The 21,307-nt window shown below is 71.8% G+C and carries 13 protein-coding genes; 5 read left to right on the forward strand and 8 right to left on the reverse strand.

What is annotated here, in order from left to right:
* Positions 1 to 64 precede the first annotated feature (64 nt).
* The 5 genes from metH to ABD976_RS23150 all read right to left on the reverse strand — a co-directional run bounded on the left by metH (position 65) and on the right by ABD976_RS23150 (position 10,332).
* On the reverse strand, positions 65 to 3,631 hold the full coding sequence (metH, locus tag ABD976_RS23130) for a methionine synthase (protein WP_345366615.1): 3,567 nt from the start codon (positions 3,629 to 3,631) through the stop codon (positions 65 to 67).
* A gap of 24 nt (positions 3,632 to 3,655) precedes the next feature.
* A complete protein-coding gene (locus tag ABD976_RS23135; protein WP_345366617.1) occupies positions 3,656 to 4,630 on the reverse strand; it encodes a carbohydrate kinase family protein in 975 nt (324 codons plus the stop codon).
* A 135-nt stretch (positions 4,631 to 4,765) separates the two neighbouring features.
* On the reverse strand, positions 4,766 to 5,968 hold the full coding sequence (gene metK, locus ABD976_RS23140; RefSeq protein WP_345366619.1) for a methionine adenosyltransferase: 1,203 nt from the start codon (positions 5,966 to 5,968) through the stop codon (positions 4,766 to 4,768).
* A 56-nt stretch (positions 5,969 to 6,024) separates the two neighbouring features.
* Positions 6,025 to 7,728, reverse strand: coding sequence for a glycine/sarcosine N-methyltransferase (locus ABD976_RS23145; RefSeq protein WP_345366621.1), 1,704 nt, complete (start codon positions 7,726 to 7,728; stop codon positions 6,025 to 6,027).
* Between the two features lie 879 nt (positions 7,729 to 8,607).
* Positions 8,608 to 10,332 (reverse strand): AMP-binding protein, encoded by a 1,725-nt coding sequence (locus ABD976_RS23150; protein ID WP_345366623.1) that lies wholly within the window; start codon positions 10,330 to 10,332, stop codon positions 8,608 to 8,610.
* Between the two features lie 248 nt (positions 10,333 to 10,580).
* Between ABD976_RS23150 and ABD976_RS23155 the strand changes: the two genes are divergently transcribed.
* The 3 genes from ABD976_RS23155 to ABD976_RS23165 are packed head-to-tail and all read left to right on the forward strand — an operon-like array spanning position 10,581 to position 14,280.
* Positions 10,581 to 12,380: a glycoside hydrolase family 2 protein gene (locus ABD976_RS23155; protein ID WP_369775674.1), complete on the forward strand. Its 1,800-nt coding sequence runs from the start codon at positions 10,581 to 10,583 to the stop codon at positions 12,378 to 12,380.
* Positions 12,377 to 13,390: an aldose 1-epimerase family protein gene (locus ABD976_RS23160; RefSeq protein ID WP_345366625.1), complete on the forward strand. Its 1,014-nt coding sequence runs from the start codon at positions 12,377 to 12,379 to the stop codon at positions 13,388 to 13,390. The genes ABD976_RS23155 and ABD976_RS23160 overlap by 4 nt, the downstream gene beginning before the upstream one ends.
* A 50-nt stretch (positions 13,391 to 13,440) precedes the next feature.
* Positions 13,441 to 14,280: an alpha/beta fold hydrolase gene (locus tag ABD976_RS23165; protein WP_345366627.1), complete on the forward strand. Its 840-nt coding sequence runs from the start codon at positions 13,441 to 13,443 to the stop codon at positions 14,278 to 14,280.
* Positions 14,281 to 14,339: 59 nt separating this feature from the next.
* On the opposite strand, the gene ABD976_RS23170 is transcribed toward ABD976_RS23165, so the two are convergent.
* Positions 14,340 to 15,245 (reverse strand): alpha/beta hydrolase, encoded by a 906-nt coding sequence (locus ABD976_RS23170; protein WP_345366629.1) that lies wholly within the window; start codon positions 15,243 to 15,245, stop codon positions 14,340 to 14,342.
* A 115-nt stretch (positions 15,246 to 15,360) separates the two neighbouring features.
* Here ABD976_RS23170 and ABD976_RS23175 point away from each other — a divergent pair, with 115 nt between their 5' ends.
* On the forward strand, positions 15,361 to 16,902 hold the full coding sequence (locus ABD976_RS23175; RefSeq protein ID WP_345366631.1) for an acetolactate synthase large subunit: 1,542 nt from the start codon (positions 15,361 to 15,363) through the stop codon (positions 16,900 to 16,902).
* A 59-nt stretch (positions 16,903 to 16,961) separates the two neighbouring features.
* Here ABD976_RS23175 and ABD976_RS23180 read toward each other — a convergent pair whose 3' ends face one another.
* Both ABD976_RS23180 and ABD976_RS23185 read right to left on the reverse strand, forming a co-directional pair.
* On the reverse strand, positions 16,962 to 18,026 hold the full coding sequence (locus ABD976_RS23180; RefSeq protein ID WP_345366633.1) for a 2-oxoacid:ferredoxin oxidoreductase subunit beta: 1,065 nt from the start codon (positions 18,024 to 18,026) through the stop codon (positions 16,962 to 16,964).
* A complete protein-coding gene (locus ABD976_RS23185) occupies positions 18,023 to 19,912 on the reverse strand; it encodes a 2-oxoacid:acceptor oxidoreductase subunit alpha (RefSeq protein ID WP_345366880.1) in 1,890 nt (629 codons plus the stop codon). The genes ABD976_RS23180 and ABD976_RS23185 overlap by 4 nt, the downstream gene beginning before the upstream one ends.
* Positions 19,913 to 20,303: 391 nt before the next feature.
* Between ABD976_RS23185 and ABD976_RS23190 the strand changes: the two genes are divergently transcribed.
* Entirely contained in the window at positions 20,304 to 21,248 is a 945-nt protein-coding gene (locus tag ABD976_RS23190; RefSeq protein WP_345366635.1) for an alpha/beta hydrolase, read from the forward strand.
* Positions 21,249 to 21,307 lie beyond the last annotated feature (59 nt).

The following is a 21,307-nucleotide window of genomic DNA, read 5'->3' on the forward strand; positions in this document are numbered from 1 at the left end:
TCTCGTTTCCGGACTTCGCCCGCTCGCGTCGGTGCGTCGCGGGTGGTGGGCGCCGCCCACCGCCTCACGTGTTGAAGTACTTGGCCTCGGGGTGGTGGGCCACGAGGGCGTCGGTGGACTGCTCCGGGTGGAGCTGGAACTCCTCGGAGAGCTCCACCCCGATCCGCTCGGACTCCAGCAGTTCCACGATCTTGGCGCGGTCCTCGATCTCCGGGCAGGCCCCGTACCCGAACGAGTACCGGGCGCCCCGGTAGCCGAGCTTGAAGAACTCCCGGACGTCGGCGGGGTCCTCCTCGGCGACCGAGCCACCGCTGGACCAGGCCAGCTCGCGCCGCACCCTGCGGTGCCAGTACTCGGCCAGCGCCTCGGTGAGCTGCACGCCCATGCCGTGCACCTCCAGGTAGTCCCGGTAGGCGTTCTTGGCGAACAGCTCGTTGGCGTAGTCGGCGATCGGCTGGCCCATCGTGACCAGCTGCATCGGCAGCACGTCGACCTGGCCGGTCTGCTCGGCCTTCTCCCGGGTGCGGAAGAAGTCCGCCAGGCACAGCCTGCGGTCGCGCTTCTGCCTGGGGAAGAAGAAGCGGCAGCGCTCCTGCGCGTCCGGTTCCTCCTTGTCCAGCACGATCAGGTGGTTGCCCTCGGTGACGCACGGGAAGTAGCCGTAGACCACCGCCGCGTGCTGCAGGATGCCCGCGGTGGACAGCTCGTCGATCCAGTGCCGCAGCCGCGGGCGGCCCTCGCTCTCGACCAGGTCCTCGTAGGACGGCCCCTCGCCCTTCTTCGCCCCGCGCAGGCCCCACTGGCCGAAGAACGTGGCGCGCTCGTCGAGCAGGGCCAGGTAGTCGGCGACCGCGACGCCCTTGACCACCTTGGAGCCCCAGAACGGCGGCGTCGGCACCGGGGCGTCGGCGTCGACGTCGGAGCGGGTGGTGTCGTCGTAGCCCGGCTCCGGGCCCTGCTCGGCCTTGCGCTTCTCGGCGATGCGCGCCGAACGCTCGTGCCGGGCCTTGCGCTCGGCCTTCTTGGCCTCCTCGGCGGCGTCCACCTCGGGGGCCTCTCCGCGCTTGATCGACATCAGGCGGTCCATCAAGGTGAGGCCCTCGAAGGCGTCCTTGGCGTAGCGAACGTCGCCCTGGTACACCTCGTCGAGGTCGTTCTCCACGAACGAGCGGGTCAGCGCCGCGCCGCCCAGCATCACCGGGTACTGGTCGGCCACCCCCCGGGAGTTCATCTCCTGGAGGTTCTCCTTCATGATCACCGTGGACTTCACCAGCAGGCCCGACATCCCGATCGCGTCGACCTGGTGCTCCTGCGCGGCGTCCAGGATCGCGCCGATCGGCTGCTTGATGCCGATGTTGACCACGTCGTAGCCGTTGTTCGACACGATGATGTCGACGAGGTTCTTGCCGATGTCGTGGACGTCGCCCTTGACCGTGGCCAGCAGCAGCTTGCCCTTGCCGCCGGAGTCGTCGGCCTCCATGTGCGGTTCCAGGTGGGCCACCGCGGCCTTCATCACCTCGGCGGACTGGAGCACGAACGGCAGCTGCATCTGCCCGGAGCCGAACAGGTCGCCGACGATCTTCATCCCGGCGAGCAGGTTCTCGTTGACGATGGCCAGCGGGTCCTTCTCGCCCATCGCCGCGTCGAGGTCGGCCTCCAGGCCGTTGCGCTCACCGTCGACGATCCGCCGCTCCAGCCGCTCGAACAGCGGCAGCTGGGCCAGCTCCTCGGCCCGCGAGGCGCTGGAGGACTTCGCCGTCTGGCCCTCGAACAGGGCCATCAGCTTCTGCAGCGGGTCGTAGCCCTCGGAGCGCCGGTCGTAGACCAGGTCCAGCGCCACGTCCCGCTGCTCGTCCGGGATCTTGCTCATCGGCAGGATCTTCGAGGCGTTGAGGATCGCCGTGTCCAGCCCGGCCTCGCGGCACTCGTTGAGGAACACCGAGTTGAGCACCTGGCGCGCCGCCGGGTTCAGCCCGAACGACACGTTCGAGAGGCCGAGGGTGGTCTGCACCTCCGGGTGGAGCCGCTTGAGCTCCCGGATCGCCTCGATCGTCTCGATGGCGTCCTTGCGGACCTCCTCCTGACCGGTGGAGATCGGGAACACCAGGCAGTCGATGATGATGTCGGACTCGGCGAGGCCCCAGTTGCCGGTGATGTCGGCGATCAGCCGCTCGGCGACCCGGACCTTCCAGTCCTTGGTCCGGGCCTGGCCCTCCTCGTCGATGCACAGGCCGACCACGGAGGCGCCGTGCTCGGAGACCAGCCGCATCACCTTCTGGAACCGCGAGTCCGGGCCGGCGCCGTCCTCGTAGTTCACCGAGTTCACCGCGCACCGGCCACCCAGGTGCTCCAGCCCGGCCTGGATCACGTCGGCCTCGGTGGAGTCCACCATCACCGGCAGCGTGGAGGCGGTGGCGAGCCGGCCCGCCAGCTCCCGCATGTCCTGCACGCCGTCGCGGCCCACGTAGTCCACGCACAGGTCGAGCATGTGCGCGCCCTCGCGGGTCTGGCCCTTGGCGATCTCGATGCAGTCCTCGTAGCGGCCGTCGAGCATCGCCTCGCGGAACGCCTTCGAACCGTTGGTGTTGGTCCGCTCCCCGACGTTGAGGATCGAGGCGTCCTGCTCGAAGGGCACCGACTGGTACATCGAGGAGACCGCCGGGATGACCTCCGGGGTGCGCGCCGCCGGGGTCAGCCCGGAGACCGCCTCGGCCACCGCGCGCACGTGGTCGTTGGTCGTCCCGCAGCAGCCGCCGACCAGCCGGGCGCCGAAGTCGTGGACGAACCCGACGAGCGCCTCGGCCAGCTCGGCGGGCTGCAACGGGTACACCGCGCCGTTCGGGCCGAGCTCGGGGAGCCCGGCGTTGGGCATCACCGAGATCGGGATCGTGGAGTGCTGGGCCAGCACCCGGAGGTGCTCGCTCATCTCCGCGGGCCCGGTCGCGCAGTTCATCCCGATCAGGTCGATGCCCAGGGGCTCCAGGGCGGTCAGCGCGGCACCGATCTCCGAGCCGACCAGCATCGTGCCGGTGGTCTCGACGGTGACCTGGGCGATGATCGGGAGCCGCCGGCCAGCCTGCTCCATCGCCCGCTTGGCCGCCACGATCGCGGCCTTGGTCTGGAGCAGGTCCTGCGAGGTCTCCACCAGGACCACGTCGATGCCGCCGTCGAGCATCCCCAGGACCTGATCGACGTAGGCGTCGCGCAGGTCGGTGTAGGGGGCGTGGCCGAGCGTCGGCAGCTTGGTGCCCGGCCCCATCGATCCCAGCACGAAGCGCGGCTTGTCCGGCGTGGAGAACTCGTCGGCCGCCTGCCGCGCGAGCACCGTCCCCTTCTCGGCCAGGTCCCGGATCCGGTCGACGATGTCGTACTCGGCGAGGTTGGCCAGGTTGGTCCCGAACGTGTTGGTCTCGATGGCGTCCGAGCCGGCCTCCAGGTAGCCCCGGTACACGCCGGAGACCACGTCGGGCCGGGTCTCGTTGAGGATCTCGTTGCAGCCCTCCAGGTTGGCGAAGTCGTCCAACGTGAGGTCGTAGGCCTGCAACGCGGTCCCCATCCCGCCGTCCGCGACGAGCACCCGCTCGTCGATCGCGGCGAGGAAACCGCTGGGGTCGTTCTGCCGATCTGCCATGACGCTGTCTGCCTCTCCCCCGTCTCAGCGAAGCTTCGGGCCGACCTCAGCCACCGCGGCGTCGCCGTAGGCCTCGGCGAAGCGGGCGAGGAACGGTTCCCGGTCCACCTCGTACTCCTGCGGACCGTCGGTCTCCAGGGATACCGTCGCGAGCGTGCAGCCGAGCTGCAGCGACCGCTCGATTCCCAGATCGTGGGAGAGCCCGGCCAGGAAGCCGGCGCGCAGCGCGTCACCGACACCCGTCGGGTCGCCTTTCTGCTTCTCCTTCGGCGGCTCCACGACCAGTGTGGGCTCTCCGGCCGCCTCGACCCGCACGCCCTTCGGGCCGAGTGAGGTGAACCACTTCCCGACGCGCTGGAGGACCTCCTCGTGGGTCCACCCGGTGCTCTTGAGCAGCAGGCCGTGCTCGTACTCGTTGGTGAACAGGAACTCGGCGCCGCCAACGAGGGACTTGATCGACTCGCCGTCCATCCGGGCGAGCTGCTGGCCCGGGTCGGCGAGGAAGCGGTAGCCGCGGTCCCGGCACTCCTGGGTGTGGCGGACCATCGCCTCGGGGTCGTTGGCCGAGATGACCACCACGTCCAGCCCGCCGAGGCGCTCGGCGATCGGCTGCAGCTCGATCTCCCGGGACTCCGACATCGCCCCGGCGTAGAACGAGGCGATCTGGTTCTGGTCGGCGTCGGTGGTGCACACGAACCGCGAGGTCTGCTTGGTGCCGGAGACGTGCACCGACCCGGTGTCGACTCCGTGGCGGTCCAGCCACGCCCGGTACTCGTCGAAGTCGCTACCGACCGAACCGACCAGCGTCGAGGTCACCCCGAGCTGGCCGAGGCCGAAGGTGATGTTGGCCGCGATCCCGCCCCGGCGCACCTCCAGCTCGTCGACCAGGAACGACAGCGAGACCTGGTCGAGGCGGTCGGCGACGAACTGCTCCGCGAACCTGCCGGGGTAGGACATCAGATGGTCGGTGGCGATCGAGCCGGTCACCGCAATCCGCACTGCTCTCTCCTTCACACGGGGCGCTCCGCACCGGAGCCGCCCTCGGGGCTTCATCTTGGCGTCGGGATGTCCGACATCGGACCGCGGGGCGCGGCGCGCCACGCCCCGCGGTCCGATGGATGGCCGTGCGGACCGTCAGATGCCCGCCGCGCTCTTGAGCGCGTCGGCGCGGTCGGTGCGCTCCCACGGCAGGTCCACGTCGGCGCGGCCGAAGTGGCCGTAGGCCGCCGTCTGCGCGTAGATCGGCCGCAGCAGGTCCAGGTCCCGCACGATCGCGGCCGGGCGCAGGTCGAAGACCTCGTTGATCGCCGCCTGGATCTTCACCGGGTCCACGTTCTCGGTCCCGAAGGTCTCCACGAACAGGCCCACCGGAGCCGCCTTGCCGATCGCGTACGCGACCTGCACCTCGATCCGGCCCGCCAGCCCCGCGGCCACCGCGTTCTTGGCCACCCAGCGCATCGCGTACGCCGCCGACCGGTCCACCTTCGACGGGTCCTTGCCGGAGAACGCGCCACCACCGTGCCGCGCCATCCCGCCGTAGGTGTCCACGATGATCTTCCGCCCCGTCAGACCCGCGTCACCCATCGGGCCCCCGACCACGAACCGGCCCGTCGGGTTCACCAGGATGCGGGTGTCGGAGGTCTCCAGGCCGACCCGCTGGATCTCCGGGTCGATGACCTTCTCCCGGATGTCCTTGGTCAGCGTCGCGTCGAGGTCGATCTCCTCGGCGTGCTGGGTGGACAGCACGGCCGTGTCCAGCCGCACCGGCTGGTCACCGGCGTACTCGATGGTCACCTGGGTCTTGCCGTCGGCGCGCAGGTACGGCAGCGTGCCGTCCTTGCGCACCCGGGTCAGCCGCCGCGACAGGCGGTGCGCCAGCGCGATCGGCAGCGGCATCAGCTCGTCGGTGTCGGTGCAGGCGTAGCCGAACATGAGGCCCTGGTCACCGGCGCCCTGCTTGGCGATCTCGTCGATCACGCCCTCGACCCGCGACTCGTGCGCGGTGTCCACGCCCTGCGCGATGTCCGGGGACTGCGACCCGATCGCGATGTTGACGCCGCAGGACGCCCCGTCGAAGCCCTTCGCCGAGGAGTCGTAGCCGATCTCCAGGATCTTGTCCCGGACGATCGTCGGGATGTCGGCGTAGGCGTCGGTGGTCACCTCACCGGCCACGTGCACCTGACCGGTGGTCACCATGGTCTCCACCGCCACGCGGGACCGCGGGTCCTGGGCCAACAGCGCGTCCAGCACCGCGTCGCTGATCGCGTCGCAGATCTTGTCCGGGTGGCCTTCGGTCACCGATTCACTGGTGAACAACCTGCGGTTGATCTCACTCACGACTGCTCCTCACTCACCTGCTGCAGGTTCGATCCTTGCTCATCACGCCGACGGCTTCACGCACGGGCGTGGATGATGCCCCACGCCAGGCTCCCGGCCTGCCCGGCCTCGACCCAGTTGCGCAGCCCGACCTTCATCCTGGCCCGGTAGTCCTCGCTGATCTTGCTCGCCAGTTCGCCCTCCTTGGCCTCCAGGACCTCCAGAACCCGCCCGTAGTGCACGGGCAAGTACTCGCTGAGGTCGTCGAAGTCCACCGACTGGAGGCCCAGCCGGGCCAGCTCGCGCCGGTAGAAGCCGGGCGACCCCATGCTGTCGAGGTGCAACCGGTCCAGGATCGGCCCCAGGTCCTTCTTCCGCGCGTGGTCGGCGGCCATCGGGTCGGTGAACAGGAACGACCCGCCCGGCCTGAGCACCCGGGTGACCTCCTCCAGGACGCGCTCCCGGTCACCGCTGTGCAGGATCGCGTCCTGCGACCAGACGATGTCGAAGGCGTTGTCCTGGAATGGGATGTCCTCGAAGGAACCGTCCTTGACCTCGATCAGTTCGTCGAGCCCGGCTTCGCGGTTGAACTCGACGTTGCGGGCGTTCTCCACCTCGCTGAGGTTCAGGCAGGAAACCTTGCAGCCGTAGGTGGCCGCCAGGTAGCGGGCGGCGCCGCCGTATCCGGAACCGATGTCCAGAATTCGGGTTTCCGGCGTGATCTCCACCTTGCCCGCCATCCGCTCCACGGTGCGGCGGGAGGCGGCGTCGATCTCCTCGCCCTCGCCCCGGTAGAGGCCGACGTGGATGTCGTTGCCGCCCCAGACGTGGTAGTAGAAGTTGTCCGCGTCCTCAGAATTGTAGTAATCCCGCGCGGTGTGCACGGCGTTCGAGTAGACGTCCGCCAATTCTTCGTCCGGCCGGTACCGCTTCTCGGCGACGTGGATGAAGAAGTCCGGTTCGGCGTCGTGGTAGGTCTCCTGGAAATCACCGTAGGTGTCGATCCGCTGGAAACCGACCTCGCGCATCAGCCGCCGCACGTAATTCTTCCGCAGCGGATACATGTTGAGGTAGAACTCGGACTTGTCCGGGAAGGTGTACTTGAACCGGGCCAGCCCTTCGTCGACGTAATCCGGCTCGGCGGAAACGTCCTCACCCGCGTAGTAGTAGGTGTGCTTGGAGCTGAATCCGCTGTCCAGGATCGAGTCGTAGTTGCGCTGGTCGACGATCAGGACACCGTCGTGCTTGAGCATCGCGTAGAACTCGGCCAGGGCCTTGCGCCGGTCGCGCTCGGAGAACAGATGGGTGAAGGAGTTCCCGAGGCAGACGATCGCGTCGTACTCGCCGTGCACGTCGCGGTTGAGCCAGCGCCAGTCGGCGTTGACGACCCGGAGGATGTGCCCGCCGTAGGTCAGCCCGTTGCTGAACGCCTTGGCCAGCATCTGCGGGCTGCCGTCCGCGCTGACCGTCTCGAAGCCCTCCTCCAGCAGCCGGACCGAGTGGAACCCGGTGCCGGTGGCCGCGTCGAGCACGGAGCGCACCCCGCGGGCCTTGAGCTGATCGATGAAGAAGGTGCCCTCGCTCTCGTAGCGCTTCTTCCAGTCGATCAGGTCATCCCATTTTTCCACGAATCCGCCGACGTACTCGTGCGTGTAGTGATCAGATTCGCGCACTTCCAACGGATTGTCGCCGAACACCTGCTCTTCGCGACGCACCAGATCGGCGGTATCCGGAGATCCAGGGCTGTCGCTCGAGGCTAGGTCGTCCACGCTCTTGGCCATACTTCACTCCCACCACTCACGTTGGTCATGCGCCACCGCCGGCCCGGGGTCGCGCTAATCCGTGCCCCGAGTTGGTCCCGTGGCCGTGCCGGGTCGCCATGCACAAAAAGGCAACGCCCATGACAGGCGAGGGCGGCCGAGAAATGCTCAGGCCACACACCAGCACCCGTCACGAACCAGGTCGGCACCTTTGCCATCCCGGTTCGACGCGAATTCCTGCGTCGCTTAACCAACCTAGGCGAAGAAGATCCTGAAGCAAGCGTACGAACGTGTGACAACCATCACCGGAATACGATGATTGCGTGATTCCCCCGATCACCCTGGGTGAATAAATGCGCTGCTACCTGCGCAAATTCTAGGGCATTTGAATGCGCGTAACGATCGTGAGAGTGCAGAAAATCGTCGAGTTGTGTACACTCGCGCGCAAGCGTTTACCACATCAACCGCACTCGGGGCAACAGCGGGAACCTGAGAATTCGATGATTTCGGGGGGAGCGCGGGGAGCGGGGCTTCTCCGCCCCCAGTCGTTGCATCGACGAGCGGAGATCGGATGTTACGATCCACCTCCGCCCGGCGCCAGGATTTTCGGCGAGTTCTTCGCCCCGGATCGCGGTACCGCCGCCGTGCGCCACCCGATCGGGGGGCCCGGGCCATCGCGAGGGAGCACCGTCCGGCGGTACCGGCGGCCCCGCTTCGCCCGTCGCCCGCATCAGCGCCCCGTTCCTCGCGCGGCGGTCCAGTCCGCCCGCCGGGTACCCGGCCGCGGCGCGCTGAACCGATCACGCACCAGTGTGGCACGTGACACCGGTGGTGTCGCGCACCGCCCCCTGAGGACGGCGGCCCCGGAGGACGGCGGCCCCGCCGCCCTCGGGGGAGCGGTCAGCTCCGGAGCTCCGGGAAGTCCTCCTCGCGGAACTCGCCGCCGAACCCGGCCGCGTGCGGGCCCTGCTCCTGCTCCCGAGCGCGCAGCTCGACGCGCCGGATCTTGCCCGAGATCGTCTTGGGCAGGTCCGCGAACTCCAGCCGCCGCACCCGCTTGTACGGCGCGAGGTGCTCGCGGGCGAAGCGCAGGATGGACAGCGCCGTGCTCCGGCTCGGCTCGTACCCGGCCACCAGCACCACGTAGGCCTTGGGCACGGCGAGCCGGATCGCGTCCGGCGCGGGCACCACGGCGGCCTCCGCGACCGCCTCGTGCTCCAGCAGCGCGCTCTCCAGCTCGAACGGGGAGATCCGGTAGTCCGAGGCCTTGAACACGTCGTCGGTGCGGCCGACGTAGGTGAGGCAGCCCGCCGCGTCCCGCGATCCCACGTCACCGGTGTGGTAGTAGCCGCCCCGGGTCACCTCGGCGGTGCGCTCGTCGTCGTCGGCGTAGCCGGTCATCAGCCCGACCGGGCGAGGTTCCAGGGACAGGCAGATCTCGCCCTCGTCGGCCGGTTCGCCGGTGACCGGGTCGAGCAGCACGACGTCGAAGCCGGGCAGCGGGCGGCCCATGGACCCGGGCTGGACCGGCTGGCCCGGGGTGTTGGCGACCTGGACGCTGGTCTCGGTCTGGCCGAAGCCGTCCCGGATGGTCACGCCCCAGGCGCGCCGGACCTGCTCGATGATCTCCGGGTTGAGCGGCTCCCCCGCGCCGACCACCTTGGCCGGCGGCCGGGACAGCCCGCTGAGGTCGGCCTGGATGAGCATCCGCCACACCGTCGGCGGGGCGCAGAAGCTGGTGACCCCGCAGCGCTCCACCTGCTCGAGCAGCGCGGCGGCGTCGAACCGGGTGTAGTTGTGGATGAACACCGTCGCCTCGGCGTTCCACGGCGCGAACAGGTTGCTCCAGGCGTGCTTGGCCCAGCCCGGCGAGGAGATGTTGAGGTGCACGTCCCCGGGTTCCAGCCCGATCCAGTACATCGTGGACAGGTGCCCGATCGGGTAGGAGGCGTGGGTGTGCTCGACGAGCTTGGGCTGCGCCGTGGTCCCCGAGGTGAAGTAGAGCAGCATCGCCTCGTCCGCCCGGGTCGGCCCGTCCGGGCTGAAATCGGTCGCCGCGGCGGCGTTGTCGGCGTAGTGCCGCCAGCCGGGCACCGGCCCGCCGACCGCGATCCGGGTGTAGTCGCCCGGCACGTCGTCGAACTTCGGGGCGTCGGCGGCGGTGGTCACCACGTGCCGCACCCGGCCGCGGTCCACCCGGTCGCGCAGGTCGATCGGCCCGAGCAGCGTGGTCGCCGGGATGATCACCGCCCCGAGCTTGATCGCGGCCAGCACGGTCTCCCACAGCTCGACCTGGTTGCCCAGCATGAGGATCATCCGGTCGCCGCGGCCGACGCCGAGCTCCCGCAACCAGTTGGCGACCTGGTTCGAGCGCCGGGTCAGGTCGCGGAACGACAGCCGCTGCTCCGATCCGTCCTCGTCGACGATCCACAGCGCCGTGCGGTCGTGGCGCTCGCCGATGGTGTCGAACCAGTCCAGGGCCCAGTTGAACCGTTCCGGCGCGGGCCACCGGAACTCGCGGCGGGCGGTGTCGTAGTCCTCGCGGTGGCGCAGCAGGAAGTCGCGGGCCGAGCGGAACGCCTCGCCCGGTGTCGCGGCGTCGTGGGCTCCCGGAACAGCGGTCACGTCCCCATCCTCCTGGTGTCGGCGGCGATGCCCGCCACAACGTAGCCGGACGCCCCCGTCCGGTTCCATCAGACTGCTCCGAATTGCGGGCGTTGATCCACCGGCGTTGACTGTGCGTGCGTTTCTGGTCACTGTTGTTGTCCTGTGGTGATTTCGCGCCGCTCCACCGCTCTCGTCCCGGGAGGCCGCCGTTGCGCCGTCGCACCTCGCCGCCGGCCCTGCCCGCCACCGCCCTGCTCGCCACGGCCCTGGCCGCCACCGCCCGGGGCGCCGCGGCGACCGGGGCTCCGGCCGCAGGCGCCGCCGAGCCGTGGCGCCCCGCAGCACCGCCGCTGTCGACCCCCTGGACCGACCAGGTCGGTCCGGACAACGCCCTGCCGGAGTACCCGCGCCCGCAGCTGACCCGGCCGCGGTGGCGCAACCTCAACGGGCTGTGGGACTACGCGGGCGGCGCGCAGCGCCCGACCCGCACCGACGAACGGATCCTCGTCCCCTACCCGCCGGAATCGGCGCTGTCCGGGATCCGGCGCCACGACGACCACATGCTCTACCGCCGGGAGTTCGCCGTGCCCCGGGACTGGTCCGGCGACCGGGTGCTGCTGCACTTCGGCGCGGTGGACCAGCGCGCCGAGGTCTCGGTCAACGGCCGCGAGGTCGCGGTCCACGAAGGCGGTTGCACCGCCTTCAGCGCCGACATCACCGACGCGCTGCGCCCCGGTCGGCGGCAGGAGCTGGTGGTGGCCGTCGAGGACCGCAACGAGCGCGGCCCCCACCCGGTCGGCAAGCAGCGCGACGACCCCGGCGGCATCCTCTACACCGGCGCGTCCGGCATCTGGCAGACGGTGTGGCTGGAACCGGTGCCGGAGCAGCACATCACCTCGCTGGCGATCGTCCCGGACGTGCCCGGCGGCGGCTTCGAGCTCACCGCGCGCACCGCCGGTCCGGGCGCGCTCCGGGTGCAGGCCGTGGTCACCGACGCCGACGGCCGCGAGGTCGCCCGCGCCACCGGACCGGCCGACCGGCCGCTGCGGCTGCCCGTGGGCCCGCCCCGGCTGTGGAGCCCGGACGACCCGCACCTCTACGACTTCACCGTGCGGCTGCTGGACGACGCCGCCCCGGTGGACGAGGTCGGCAGCTACGCCGGACTGCGCTCGGTCCAGCTCGTCGCGGACGCGCGGGGCCGGCCGCGGCTGGGGCTCAACGGCCGGATCCTGTTCCAGCACGGGCCGCTGGACCAGGGCTACTGGCCGGACGGCATCCACACCGCGCCGACCGACGAGGCGCTGCGGTCCGACCTGGAGCAGACCAAGCGCCTCGGGTTCAACACCGTTCGCAAGCACGTCAAGGTGGAACCGGCGCGCTGGTACCACTGGGCCGACCGGCTCGGCCTGCTGGTGTGGCAGGACATGCCGTCGCTGCCCATCGACCTGGCCGACGAGCCGGGCAGCAACCCGCCGCCCGGTCCGGAGGCGCGGGCGCACTTCCGCGCCGAACAGCTCGACCTCGTCGACCAGCTCCGCAACTCCCCCTCGGTGGTCGTCTGGGTGCCGTTCAACGAGGGCTGGGGCGAGTTCGGGACGGCCGCGATCGCCGAACTGGTCCGCGCCGCGGACCCGACCCGGCTGATCGACATCAGCAGCGGGGTGAACTGCTGCTACTCCCTGCCCGACACCGGCGCCGGGGACATCTACGACGACCACACCTACGTCGGTCCCGGCCGCCCCGAGGTGACCGGTGGACGCGCCTCGGTCGACGGGGAGTACGGCGGTCTCGGCCTCGCCGAAGAAGGGCACCTGTGGCCCGGGGAGACCAACGCCTACGAGATGACCACCAGCCGCGCCGAGCTGACCCGCCGCTACGGCGAGGTCAGCCGGGAACTCCTCGACGCGGTCCGCGACCGCGGGATCAGCGCCGCGATCTACACCCAGCTCACCGACGTGGAGAACGAGGTGAACGGATTGCTCACCTACGACCGCCGGGTGCTCAAACCCGACCCGGCCACCACCCGGGCGCACAACCGCGCCGTGATCGAGGAGGGCACCCCATGAGCCCCATCAGCAGGCGCACCGCGCTGACCACGGCGCTGACCGCGGCCGGTGTCGCGACCGCGGCACCCGCCCAGGCCGCACCGGAGCCGCCGCCGTCCGGGACCGCCGTCGGACGGCTCCACGAGCTGCGCGCCGGCCGGCACCGCGTGGTGGTCGCCGGGGTGGCGGCGACCCTGCTGTCGTGGCAGGTGGACGGCGAGGAGGTGCTGCTGACCCACGGGCCGGACGATCCCGGCGAGGGCTACCGGGGCAAGACGATCCTGCCGTGGCCCAACCGGATCGACCGGGGCCGCTACTCCTTCGGCGGGCGGACCTGGCAGGTGCCGATCACGGAGCCGTCCCGGGACACCGCGCTGCACGGGCTGATGAACTTCGTCGAGTGGGAACCGGTGCACCACCGGCGCGACCGCGTGGTGCTGCGCTACGCGCTGCCGCCGCACTACGGGTACCCGTTCCCGATGGTGTTCGAGGCCGAGTACGCGGTGGACGACGACGGGGTGCGGGCCACCGTGACGGCCCGCAACACCGGCCGGACCCCGGCGCCCTACGGCACCGCCAACCACACCTACGTCGCGGCCGCGACCGACCGCATCGACGACGTGGTGCTGGAGCTGCCCGCCCGCACCTACTACCGCACCGACGACCGGCTGATCCCGGTCGGCACCGCACCGGTCGCGGGCACCGGGTACGACTTCCGCACCGCCCGGCGGATCGGGGCGACCACGATGGACACCGCGTTCACCGATCTGGACCGGGAGCGGGACGGCGAGGCGGTGGTGCGGATGCGGCGGCCGGGCGGCGTCGACGTCGAGCTGCGGGTGGACCGGGCGCACGGCTACCTGCAGGTCTACACCGACGACAGCCCGGAGGGCGAGCGCCCGGCGCGGCAGGGCATCACCGTCGAGCCGATGACCTGCGCGCCGAACGCGTTCGTCACCGGCGACGGGCTGGTGGTGCTGCGACCCGGCGAGCGGCACCGGGCCCGCTGGCGCTACCGCGCGCTGGGCTGAGCGGCTCGCCGGCGTCGGCCCGGCGGCCCGGCGCGCACTACAGTGGCCGGGTGGCCGAACACATCCAGATCCCCACGCCCGCAGGCACCTTCGACGCGCTGAGCGCCGGGCCGCAGGACGGGCGCCCGGTGCTGCTGCTGCACGGCTTCCCGGAGGCCGCGCAGCAGTGGACCGAGCAGCTCGCCGTGCTCGGCGGCGCCGAATGCCACGCCGTCGCACCGGACCAGCGCGGCTACTCCCCCGGCGTGCGGCCGGAGCAGGTGCTCGACTACCGGATGGAGGAGCTCGTCGGCGACGTGCTGAGCATCGCCGGGCACCTCGGCTGGGACCGCTTCGACCTGGTGGGCCACGACTGGGGCGCCGCGGTGGCGTGGGCGACCGCCGCCGCGCACCCGGACCGGGTCCGGACGCTGACGGCGGTGTCCGTGCCGCACCCGGACCCGTTCGGCGACGCCGTCCGCGGCGACGAGGACCAGCAGCAGCGCTCGGCCTACATGCGGGTGTTCCGCACCGCCGGTGCCGAGCGGACCCTGCTCGACGACGGCGCCCGCGCGCTGCGCGGCATCTACGGCGGCGCCGTCCCGCAGCACCACGTCGACGACTACGTCCAGCGGCTCTCCGAGCCCGGTGCGCTGACCGCCGCGCTGAACTGGTACCGCGCGATGCGCTACGGCGGCGGGCGGATCGGCCCGATCGCGGTGCCCACGCTCTACGTCTGGAGCACCGAGGACGTGGCCATCGGCTCCACCGCGGCGCTGGCCACCGCCGACCACGTCACCGGGCCGTACCGGTTCGAGATGCTGGAGGACGTCACGCACTGGATCCCGGAGCAGGCACCGGAAGCGCTGTCCCGGATGCTGCTGGAACACCTGCTGGCGCACCAGGGCTGACACCGGCCGAAACGAACCGGCCCGGGGCACCGGGGACGCGAACCGGCCCGGGGCGCCGGTCAGTGGTCCACCGGCAGGCCCGCGGCGAGGAAGCGGATCATGTCCTCGCCGACGACCTCGAAGACGCTCCCGTCGTGGCCGCCCGGCAGCACCGAGAACACCGGGGTGTGCTCGTACCGCGCGGCGAGTTCCTCGGCGCCCGGCAGGAACGGGTCGGCGTCGCCGACCCACAGCCCGACCGGCACGTCGCCGAGGTCCGCGAGCCGCTGCAGCGGATCGGTCCGCACCCACTCCTGCTCGGTGCTGAAGGCCTGCTTCTCCCGCATGTGCTCCCAGGTGATGGGGAGCGCGGGCGCGAGACCGGCCACCGCGGAGACGGGCCGACCCGCCAGGTTGCGGTCCGCGGCGTAGTTCAGCGCGCCGAAACCACCGGTCGATATCCCGGCCACCGCGTAGGGCAAGCCCTCCGGTCCGCCGAGACCGCGGTCGGACAGCCACCCCGGGAGCTCCTCGTGCAGCACCCGGGACAGGTCGCCGTGCCAGTACGGGTTGTACCCGCCGTCGACCACGGCGAGCGCGAACGGCGGGACGGCACCGTCGCGGTGCAGGCGCTCCAGCGACGCCAGCGTGTCGTACGGGATCGGCGTCGGGTTCACCCCGTCGCGGCCGTGCAGGTAGAGCACGACCGGCAGGTCCTCGACGTCCTCGGTCCCGGTCGGGCGCGCGACGTAGAGCTCCACCTCGCGGTCCTGGATGTCGGAGTGCACCAGTTCGCGGGTGATCACCGGGGAATCCTGCTCGGACAGCGCGGGTTCGGCCTCGGCCGCGGGGGGCGGCGGGGGCGGAGCGGGCGCCGGCGGAGGTGGCGGCGCAGCGCACCCGGCCAACGCGACGGCGGACAGCACCGCGGCGGTCACCAGGGCACGTCGGCCGGGAACACGGCGTCCGGACTTCAGAGCTCGCACCCCTTCCACGGTACCGGGCCCCGGATCCTTGCCTCGCGGGCAGGCGGCGGAGAGCATGGGCGAGCACAGATCCCGCCCGATCGGCGGGTTCCGCGACGCACGACAGGAGTAGCGCGTGAAGGGTTCCGAGAGCGTGCTGAGCACCGCGGCGGCGGCCGGGATGCGGGTCTGCTTCGCCAATCCCGGCACCACCGAGATGGCCCTGGTCGAAGCCTTCGACGCGACGACCGGCATCCGGCCGGTCCTGGCCCTGGCCGAGGGCGTGGTGACCGGCGCGGCCGACGGCTACACCCGGATGGCGGGCGTGCCCGCGCTCACCCTGCTGCACCTCGGTCCCGGGTTCGCCAACGGGATCGCGAACCTGCACAACGCCCGGCGCGGGCGCACCCCGCTGGTCAACCTCATCGGCGAGCACGCGAGCTGGCACCAGGCCGCGGACGCCCCGCTGGCCAGCGACATCGACTCGCTCGCCGCCCCGGTCTCGGGCTGGGTGGGCCGCACCACCTCCGCGGCGCGGGCCGCCGAGGAGTTCGCGGCGGCCCGGCAGGCCGCGCTGCGGGACCGGATGCCCGCCACCCTGATCTGCGCCGCCGACCACATGTGGAGCGACGGCGGTGTCGAGGCCGCGGTGCCCGAGCCGCCCGCCCCGCCCGCGGTGGCGCCCGAGCGGATCGAGGAGGTCGCCAAGCTGCTCGCCGGCGCGGCCCGGCCCGCGCTGCTGCTCGGCGGTGACGCGCTGGACGGCGAGGGGCTGCGCACCGCCGCGCGGATCGCCGCCGCGGTCGGTGCGGAGGTCTTCGCCGAGCGCTCCCCCGCCCGGTTGGAGCGCGGACCGGACATCCCGGCGGTGCGCTCGGTGCCGTACTTCCCGGAGGACGTGCTCGACGCGCTGGACGGCTTCAGCGACCTGGTGCTCGTGGGCACCGGCACCCCGGTGGCCTTCTTCGGCTACCAGGGCCTGCCCAGCTTCCCGGTGCCGGACGGCACCGCGGTGCACCCGCTGGCGGACAAGGGCGACGACGTGCGCGGGGCGCTGCGCGCGCTGGCCGAGGCCGCAGGCGCCGCCGCGACCGCGCCGACCGCTCCCCCGCGCCCGGGACCGACCGCGCCGAGCGGCGCGCTCAACGCCTCCGCCGTGGCCGCGGCGATCGCGCTCACCCAGCCCGACGGGGCCATCGTGGTCAACGAGGGCGTCTCCTCCGGGGGCGCCTACCCGGCCGCGGCCACCGGCGCCCCGGCGCACACCGAGCTGACGCTGACCGGCGGCGCGATCGGTTCCGGGATGCCGATGGCCACCGGCGCCGCGATCGCCTGCCCGGACCGCGCGGTGATCGGCTTCCAGGCCGACGGCAGCGCCGCCTACACCGCGCAGGCGCTGTGGACGCAGGCCCGCGAGGAGCTCGACGTCACCACGGTGATCTGCGCGAACCAGCGGTACCGGATCCTGGAGGCCGAGCTCCGGCGCGCCGGGGTCGACGAACCCGGGCCGGGCGCGACGAGCATGACCAGGCTCGCCGGCCCCGTCCTGGACTGGACGGCGATCGCGCGCGGATTCGGGGTGCCCGGGGTGCGCGTCAGCACCGGCGAGGAACTGCTCGACGCGCTGCGCCGCGCGCACGCCGACCCCGGGCCGCACCTGATCGAAGCCGTGCTGTGACCTGGTGAGCGGCGCCCACCGGGCGGTGGGCGCCGCTCACCAGGGGAACGCGGTCGGCCTCAGATCCGCCAGGTGTCGTTGCCGTTGAGCAGCGACTGCAGGTCCGGCGGCGAGATCCGCTCCTCCTCGGCGACCTGATCGCGGGCCAGGTCGTCGTAGGTGGGCCGCTGCGCGGCGCGGAAGATCCCGGTGACGGTCGGGTTCAGGTCCTGCCCGCCGAGCCGGGACAGGGCGAAGGCGTAGGACGGGTCGGCGCGGGTCGCGTCGTGCACCACCACGTCGGCCTCGTCCACTTCGGACAGCTTGGCGATCCGCAACGCGCCGGCCCGGTCGGACACGACCGCGTAGCGGGACTCCTCCGGCCCGAAGGTGATCGGCTCACCGTGCCGCAGCGGGATGATCCGCCGCGCCTTCTCGTCGGCGTCCTTGAGCACGTCGAAGGCGCCGTCGTTGAAGATCGGGCAGTTCTGGTAGATCTCGACCAGCGCGCTGCCCCGGTGCTCGGCGGCGGCGCGCAGCGTCTCGGTCACCCCGGCGCGGTCCGAGTCGATCACCCGGCCGACGAACGAGGCCTCCGCGCCCAACGCCAGCGACACCGGGTTGAACGGGTGGTCCAGCGACCCCACCGGCGTCGACTTGGTGACCTTGCCGACCTCGCTGGTGGGCGAGTACTGGCCCTTGGTCAAGCCGTAGATCCGGTTGTTGAACAGCAGGATCTTCAGGTTGACGTTGCGCCGCAGCGCGTGGATCAGGTGGTTGCCGCCGATCGACAGCGCGTCGCCGTCACCGGTGACCACCCACACCGACAGGTCCGGCCTGCTGGTGGCCAGCCCGGTCGCGATGGCCGGGGCCCGACCGTGGATCGAGTGCATCCCGTAGGTGTTCATGTAGTACGGGAAGCGCGACGAGCAGCCGATGCCCGAGATGAACACGATGTTCTCGCGCTTGAGCCCGAGCGAGGGCAGGAAGCTCTGCACCGCGTTGAGCACGACGTAGTCGCCGCACCCCGGGCACCAGCGGACCTCCTGGTCGGACTTGAACTCCTTCGCGGACTGCTTGGCATCGGTGGTCGGCACACCGGCCAACCCGCCGGTCCCGGGCATGCCCAGGTCTGCGGTCGTCACGCGGACACCCCCTGCACGACGTCGGTGAGCACGTTCTCCAGCTCCTCCGCCCGGAACGGGAGCCCGGCGACCTTGGTGTAGGACTGCGCGTCCACCAGGTACCGGGCGCGGAGCAGCATCGCCAGTTGGCCGAGGTTCATCTCCGGCACGATCACCTTGTCGTAACGCCGGAGCACCTCGCCGAGATTCCCCGGCATCGGGTTGAGGTACCGCAGGTGGGCCTGCGCGACGGAGCGGCCCCCGGCGCGGACCCGGCGGCAGGCGGCGCCGATCGGCCCGAACGAGGACCCCCAGCCCACCACCAGCACCCGGGCGTCGCCGTCCGGGTCGTCGACCTCGATGTCGGGCACGTCGATCCCGTCGACCTTCGACTGCCGCAACCGGACCATCCGGTCGTGGTTGTCCGGGTCGTAGGAGATGTTGCCCTTGCCGTCGGCCTTCTCCAGACCGCCGACCCGGTGCTCCAGGCCGGGGGTGCCGGGCACCGCCCACTGCCGGGCCAGCGTCTCCTCGTCGCGCACGTAGGGCCAGAACTCCCCTGAGCCGTCGGTCGCGTTGGGCTCGGCGGCGAAGTCCACCCGCAGGTCCGGCAGGTCGTCCACGTCCGGGACCAGCCAGGGCTCCGAGCCGTTGGCGATCGCGCCGTCCGAGAGCAGCAGCACCGGGGTCCGGTAGGTCAGCGCGATCCGCGCCGCCTCCAGGGCGATGGCGAAGCAGTCCGCGGGCGAGCTCGGCGCGATCACCGGCACCGGCGATTCGCCGTTGCGCCCGTAGAGGGCCTGCAGCAGGTCGGCCTGCTCGGTCTTGGTGGGCAGCCCGGTCGACGGACCGCCGCGCTGGATGTCGCAGATGATCAGCGGCAGTTCCAGGCTGACCGCGAGCCCCACCGTTTCGGCCTTGAGGGCCAGGCCGGGACCGGAGGTCGTGGTGACGCCCAGCGAACCGCCGAACGACGCGCCCAGCGCCGCACCGATGCCCGCGATCTCGTCCTCGGCCTGGAAGGTCGTGACGCCGAAGTTCTTGAGCCCGGCCAGTTCGTGCAGCACGTCCGAGGCCGGGGTGATCGGGTAGCTGCCCAGGAACACCGGCAGCCCGCTGCGCTGCCCGGCGCCGACGATGCCGTAGGCCAGGGCGGTGTTGCCGGTGATCTGCCGGTAGGTGCCGGTGGGCAGCTTGGCCGGGGCGACCTCGTAGGTGACCGCGAACGCCTCGGTGGTCTCGCCGTAGTTCCAGCCGGTGCGGAAGGCCAGCACGTTGGCCTCGGCGATCTGCGGCTTCTTGGCGAACTTCTCCCGCAGGAACCGCTCGGTGCCCTCGGTCGGCCGGTGGTACATCCACGACAGCAGGCCGAGCGCGAACATGTTCTTGCACCGCTCGGCGTCCTTCTTGCCCAGCCCGGTGCTCTCCAGCGCGCCCTGCGTCAGGCTGGTCATCGGCACCCGGTGCACCGCGTAGGGCTCCAGCTCACCGCTGTCCAGCGGGTCGTGGTCGTAACCGACCTTGGACAGGTTGCGCTTGGTGAACTCGTCGGTGTTGACGATCAGGATCCCGCCGTGCGGCAGGTCGCCGATGTTGGACTTCAGCGCCGCCGGGTTCATCGCCACCAGCACGTCCGGGCGGTCCCCCGGGGTGAGGATGTCGTAGTCGGCGAAGTGGAGCTGGAAGCTGGACACCCCGGGCAGCGTCCCGGCGGGCGCCCGGATCTCGGCCGGGAAGTTGGGCAGCGTCGCGAGGTCGTTGCCGAAGGCGGCGGCTTCCGAGGTGAAGCGATCACCGGTGAGCTGCATCCCGTCACCGGAGTCCCCGGCGAACCGGATCACCACCCGGTTCAGCTTGCGGGATGCGGCCCCACCCGCTCCAGCCGTCGCGGTACCTGAGCCCGGCACCGGCGCGGACCGATGCCCATTCGTCGTGCTCAATTGACCGTTCCCTTTCACCTGCGGGCAACGTCGGTTCTGTGGCGAACGATACAGCCCGGACCCGTTGTCCCTACCCAGAGTAGGGGCGCGGGCACGTCCGCTCCCACCCGCGGTCGCCCCCGGGCGCGGGGACCCCACCACCGCGGTACGACCCGGTCCGCCCGGCGTCCGCGCCGGTCATGGCCCCTGGATCGAGCCGGTGCGGCGGACGGCCGAGCGCGCGGCCCGCCGACCGCGGTGATGCGCGTCACGCGCGGTCTGCTCCCAGGATTCGGGAGCACATCGCCGGTTCGGCCTATTCCGCCGCACGTTCGGGTCTAGTTGCATCGCTCGCACACGCCACGCGCAGGAGGACACCATGCCGCTGCACCCGGATGCCGAGCCCATCGCCGCGCTGCTGCGCGAAGCCCTGCCCAAACCGGGCGCCGCGACGCTGGAACCCGAGGAGGTGCGGGCGGCCCTGCGCGCCGGGGCGGCCGACCGGCCCCGCCAGGAGGTCAAGCGCGTCGAGGACCTGCGCATCCCTGGCCCGGCGGGCAACGAGATCCCGGTCCGGATCTACTGGCCGGACGTCCCGGGGGCCGCGCTGCCGGTGGTGGTCTACTTCCACGGCGGCGGCTGGGTGCTCGGCGACCTCGAGACCCACGACGGCGCGGCCCGCGCCCTGGCCAACGCCGCGGCGGCGATCGTGCTCTCGGTGGACTACCGGCTGGCCCCGGAGCACCGGTTCCCGGCCGCCGTCGAGGACGCCTACGCCGCGACCCAGTGGGCCGCCGAGCACGCCGCCGAACTGGACGGCGACCCGTCCCGGCTCGCGGTGGCCGGGGACAGCGCGGGCGGCAACCTGGCGGCCGTGGTCGCCCAGCTCGCCGCCCGGGACAGCGGCCCGGACCTGGCATTCCAGCTCCTCATCTACCCGGTGACCGACCACGACTTCGGCACCGAGTCGTACCTGGACAGCGCCGACGACTGCGTGCTGACCGCCGAGCACATGGTGTGGTTCTGGGACCACTACGCGCCGGACGTGGCCGACCGCGACGACCCGGTGGCCTCCCCGCTGCGGGCGCCGGACCTCGCCGGGCTGCCCCCGGCGCACGTGGTCGTCGCCGAGCGCGACCCGCTGTGCAGCGAAGGGCTGCGCTACGCCCAGCGGCTCCGGCAGGCCGGGGTGCCGACCACCGTGCAGCACTGCCCCGGCCTGTTCCACGGCTTCCTCGGTGCGGTCGACGCGCTGGAGCCCGCCGCGGCGGCCGTCGACGCGGCGCACCGGGCGCTCGCCGACGCGCTGGCCGAGCGGGGCTGACGGCCGCGGCGCGAGCGCGCCGCGGGCGGAAGCCCTCGTCCGGGCGCGTCCGGATGCGG

This window comes from Saccharopolyspora cebuensis, from assembly GCF_039542665.1.
Lineage (GTDB): Bacteria > Actinomycetota > Actinomycetes > Mycobacteriales > Pseudonocardiaceae > Saccharopolyspora > Saccharopolyspora cebuensis.

What these genes read in the sequence shown, in the direction of transcription:
- metH (WP_345366615.1), bottom strand. Translation starts at nt 3,631, where the DNA reads ATGGCAGATCGGCAGAACGACCCCAGCGGTTTCCTCGCCGCGATCGAC.
- ABD976_RS23145 (WP_345366621.1), bottom strand. Translation starts at nt 7,728, where the DNA reads ATGGCCAAGAGCGTGGACGACCTAGCCTCGAGCGACAGCCCTGGATCT.
- ABD976_RS23160 (WP_345366625.1), top strand. Translation starts at nt 12,377, where the DNA reads ATGAGCCCCATCAGCAGGCGCACCGCGCTGACCACGGCGCTGACCGCG.
- ABD976_RS23190 (WP_345366635.1), top strand. Translation starts at nt 20,304, where the DNA reads ATGCCGCTGCACCCGGATGCCGAGCCCATCGCCGCGCTGCTGCGCGAA.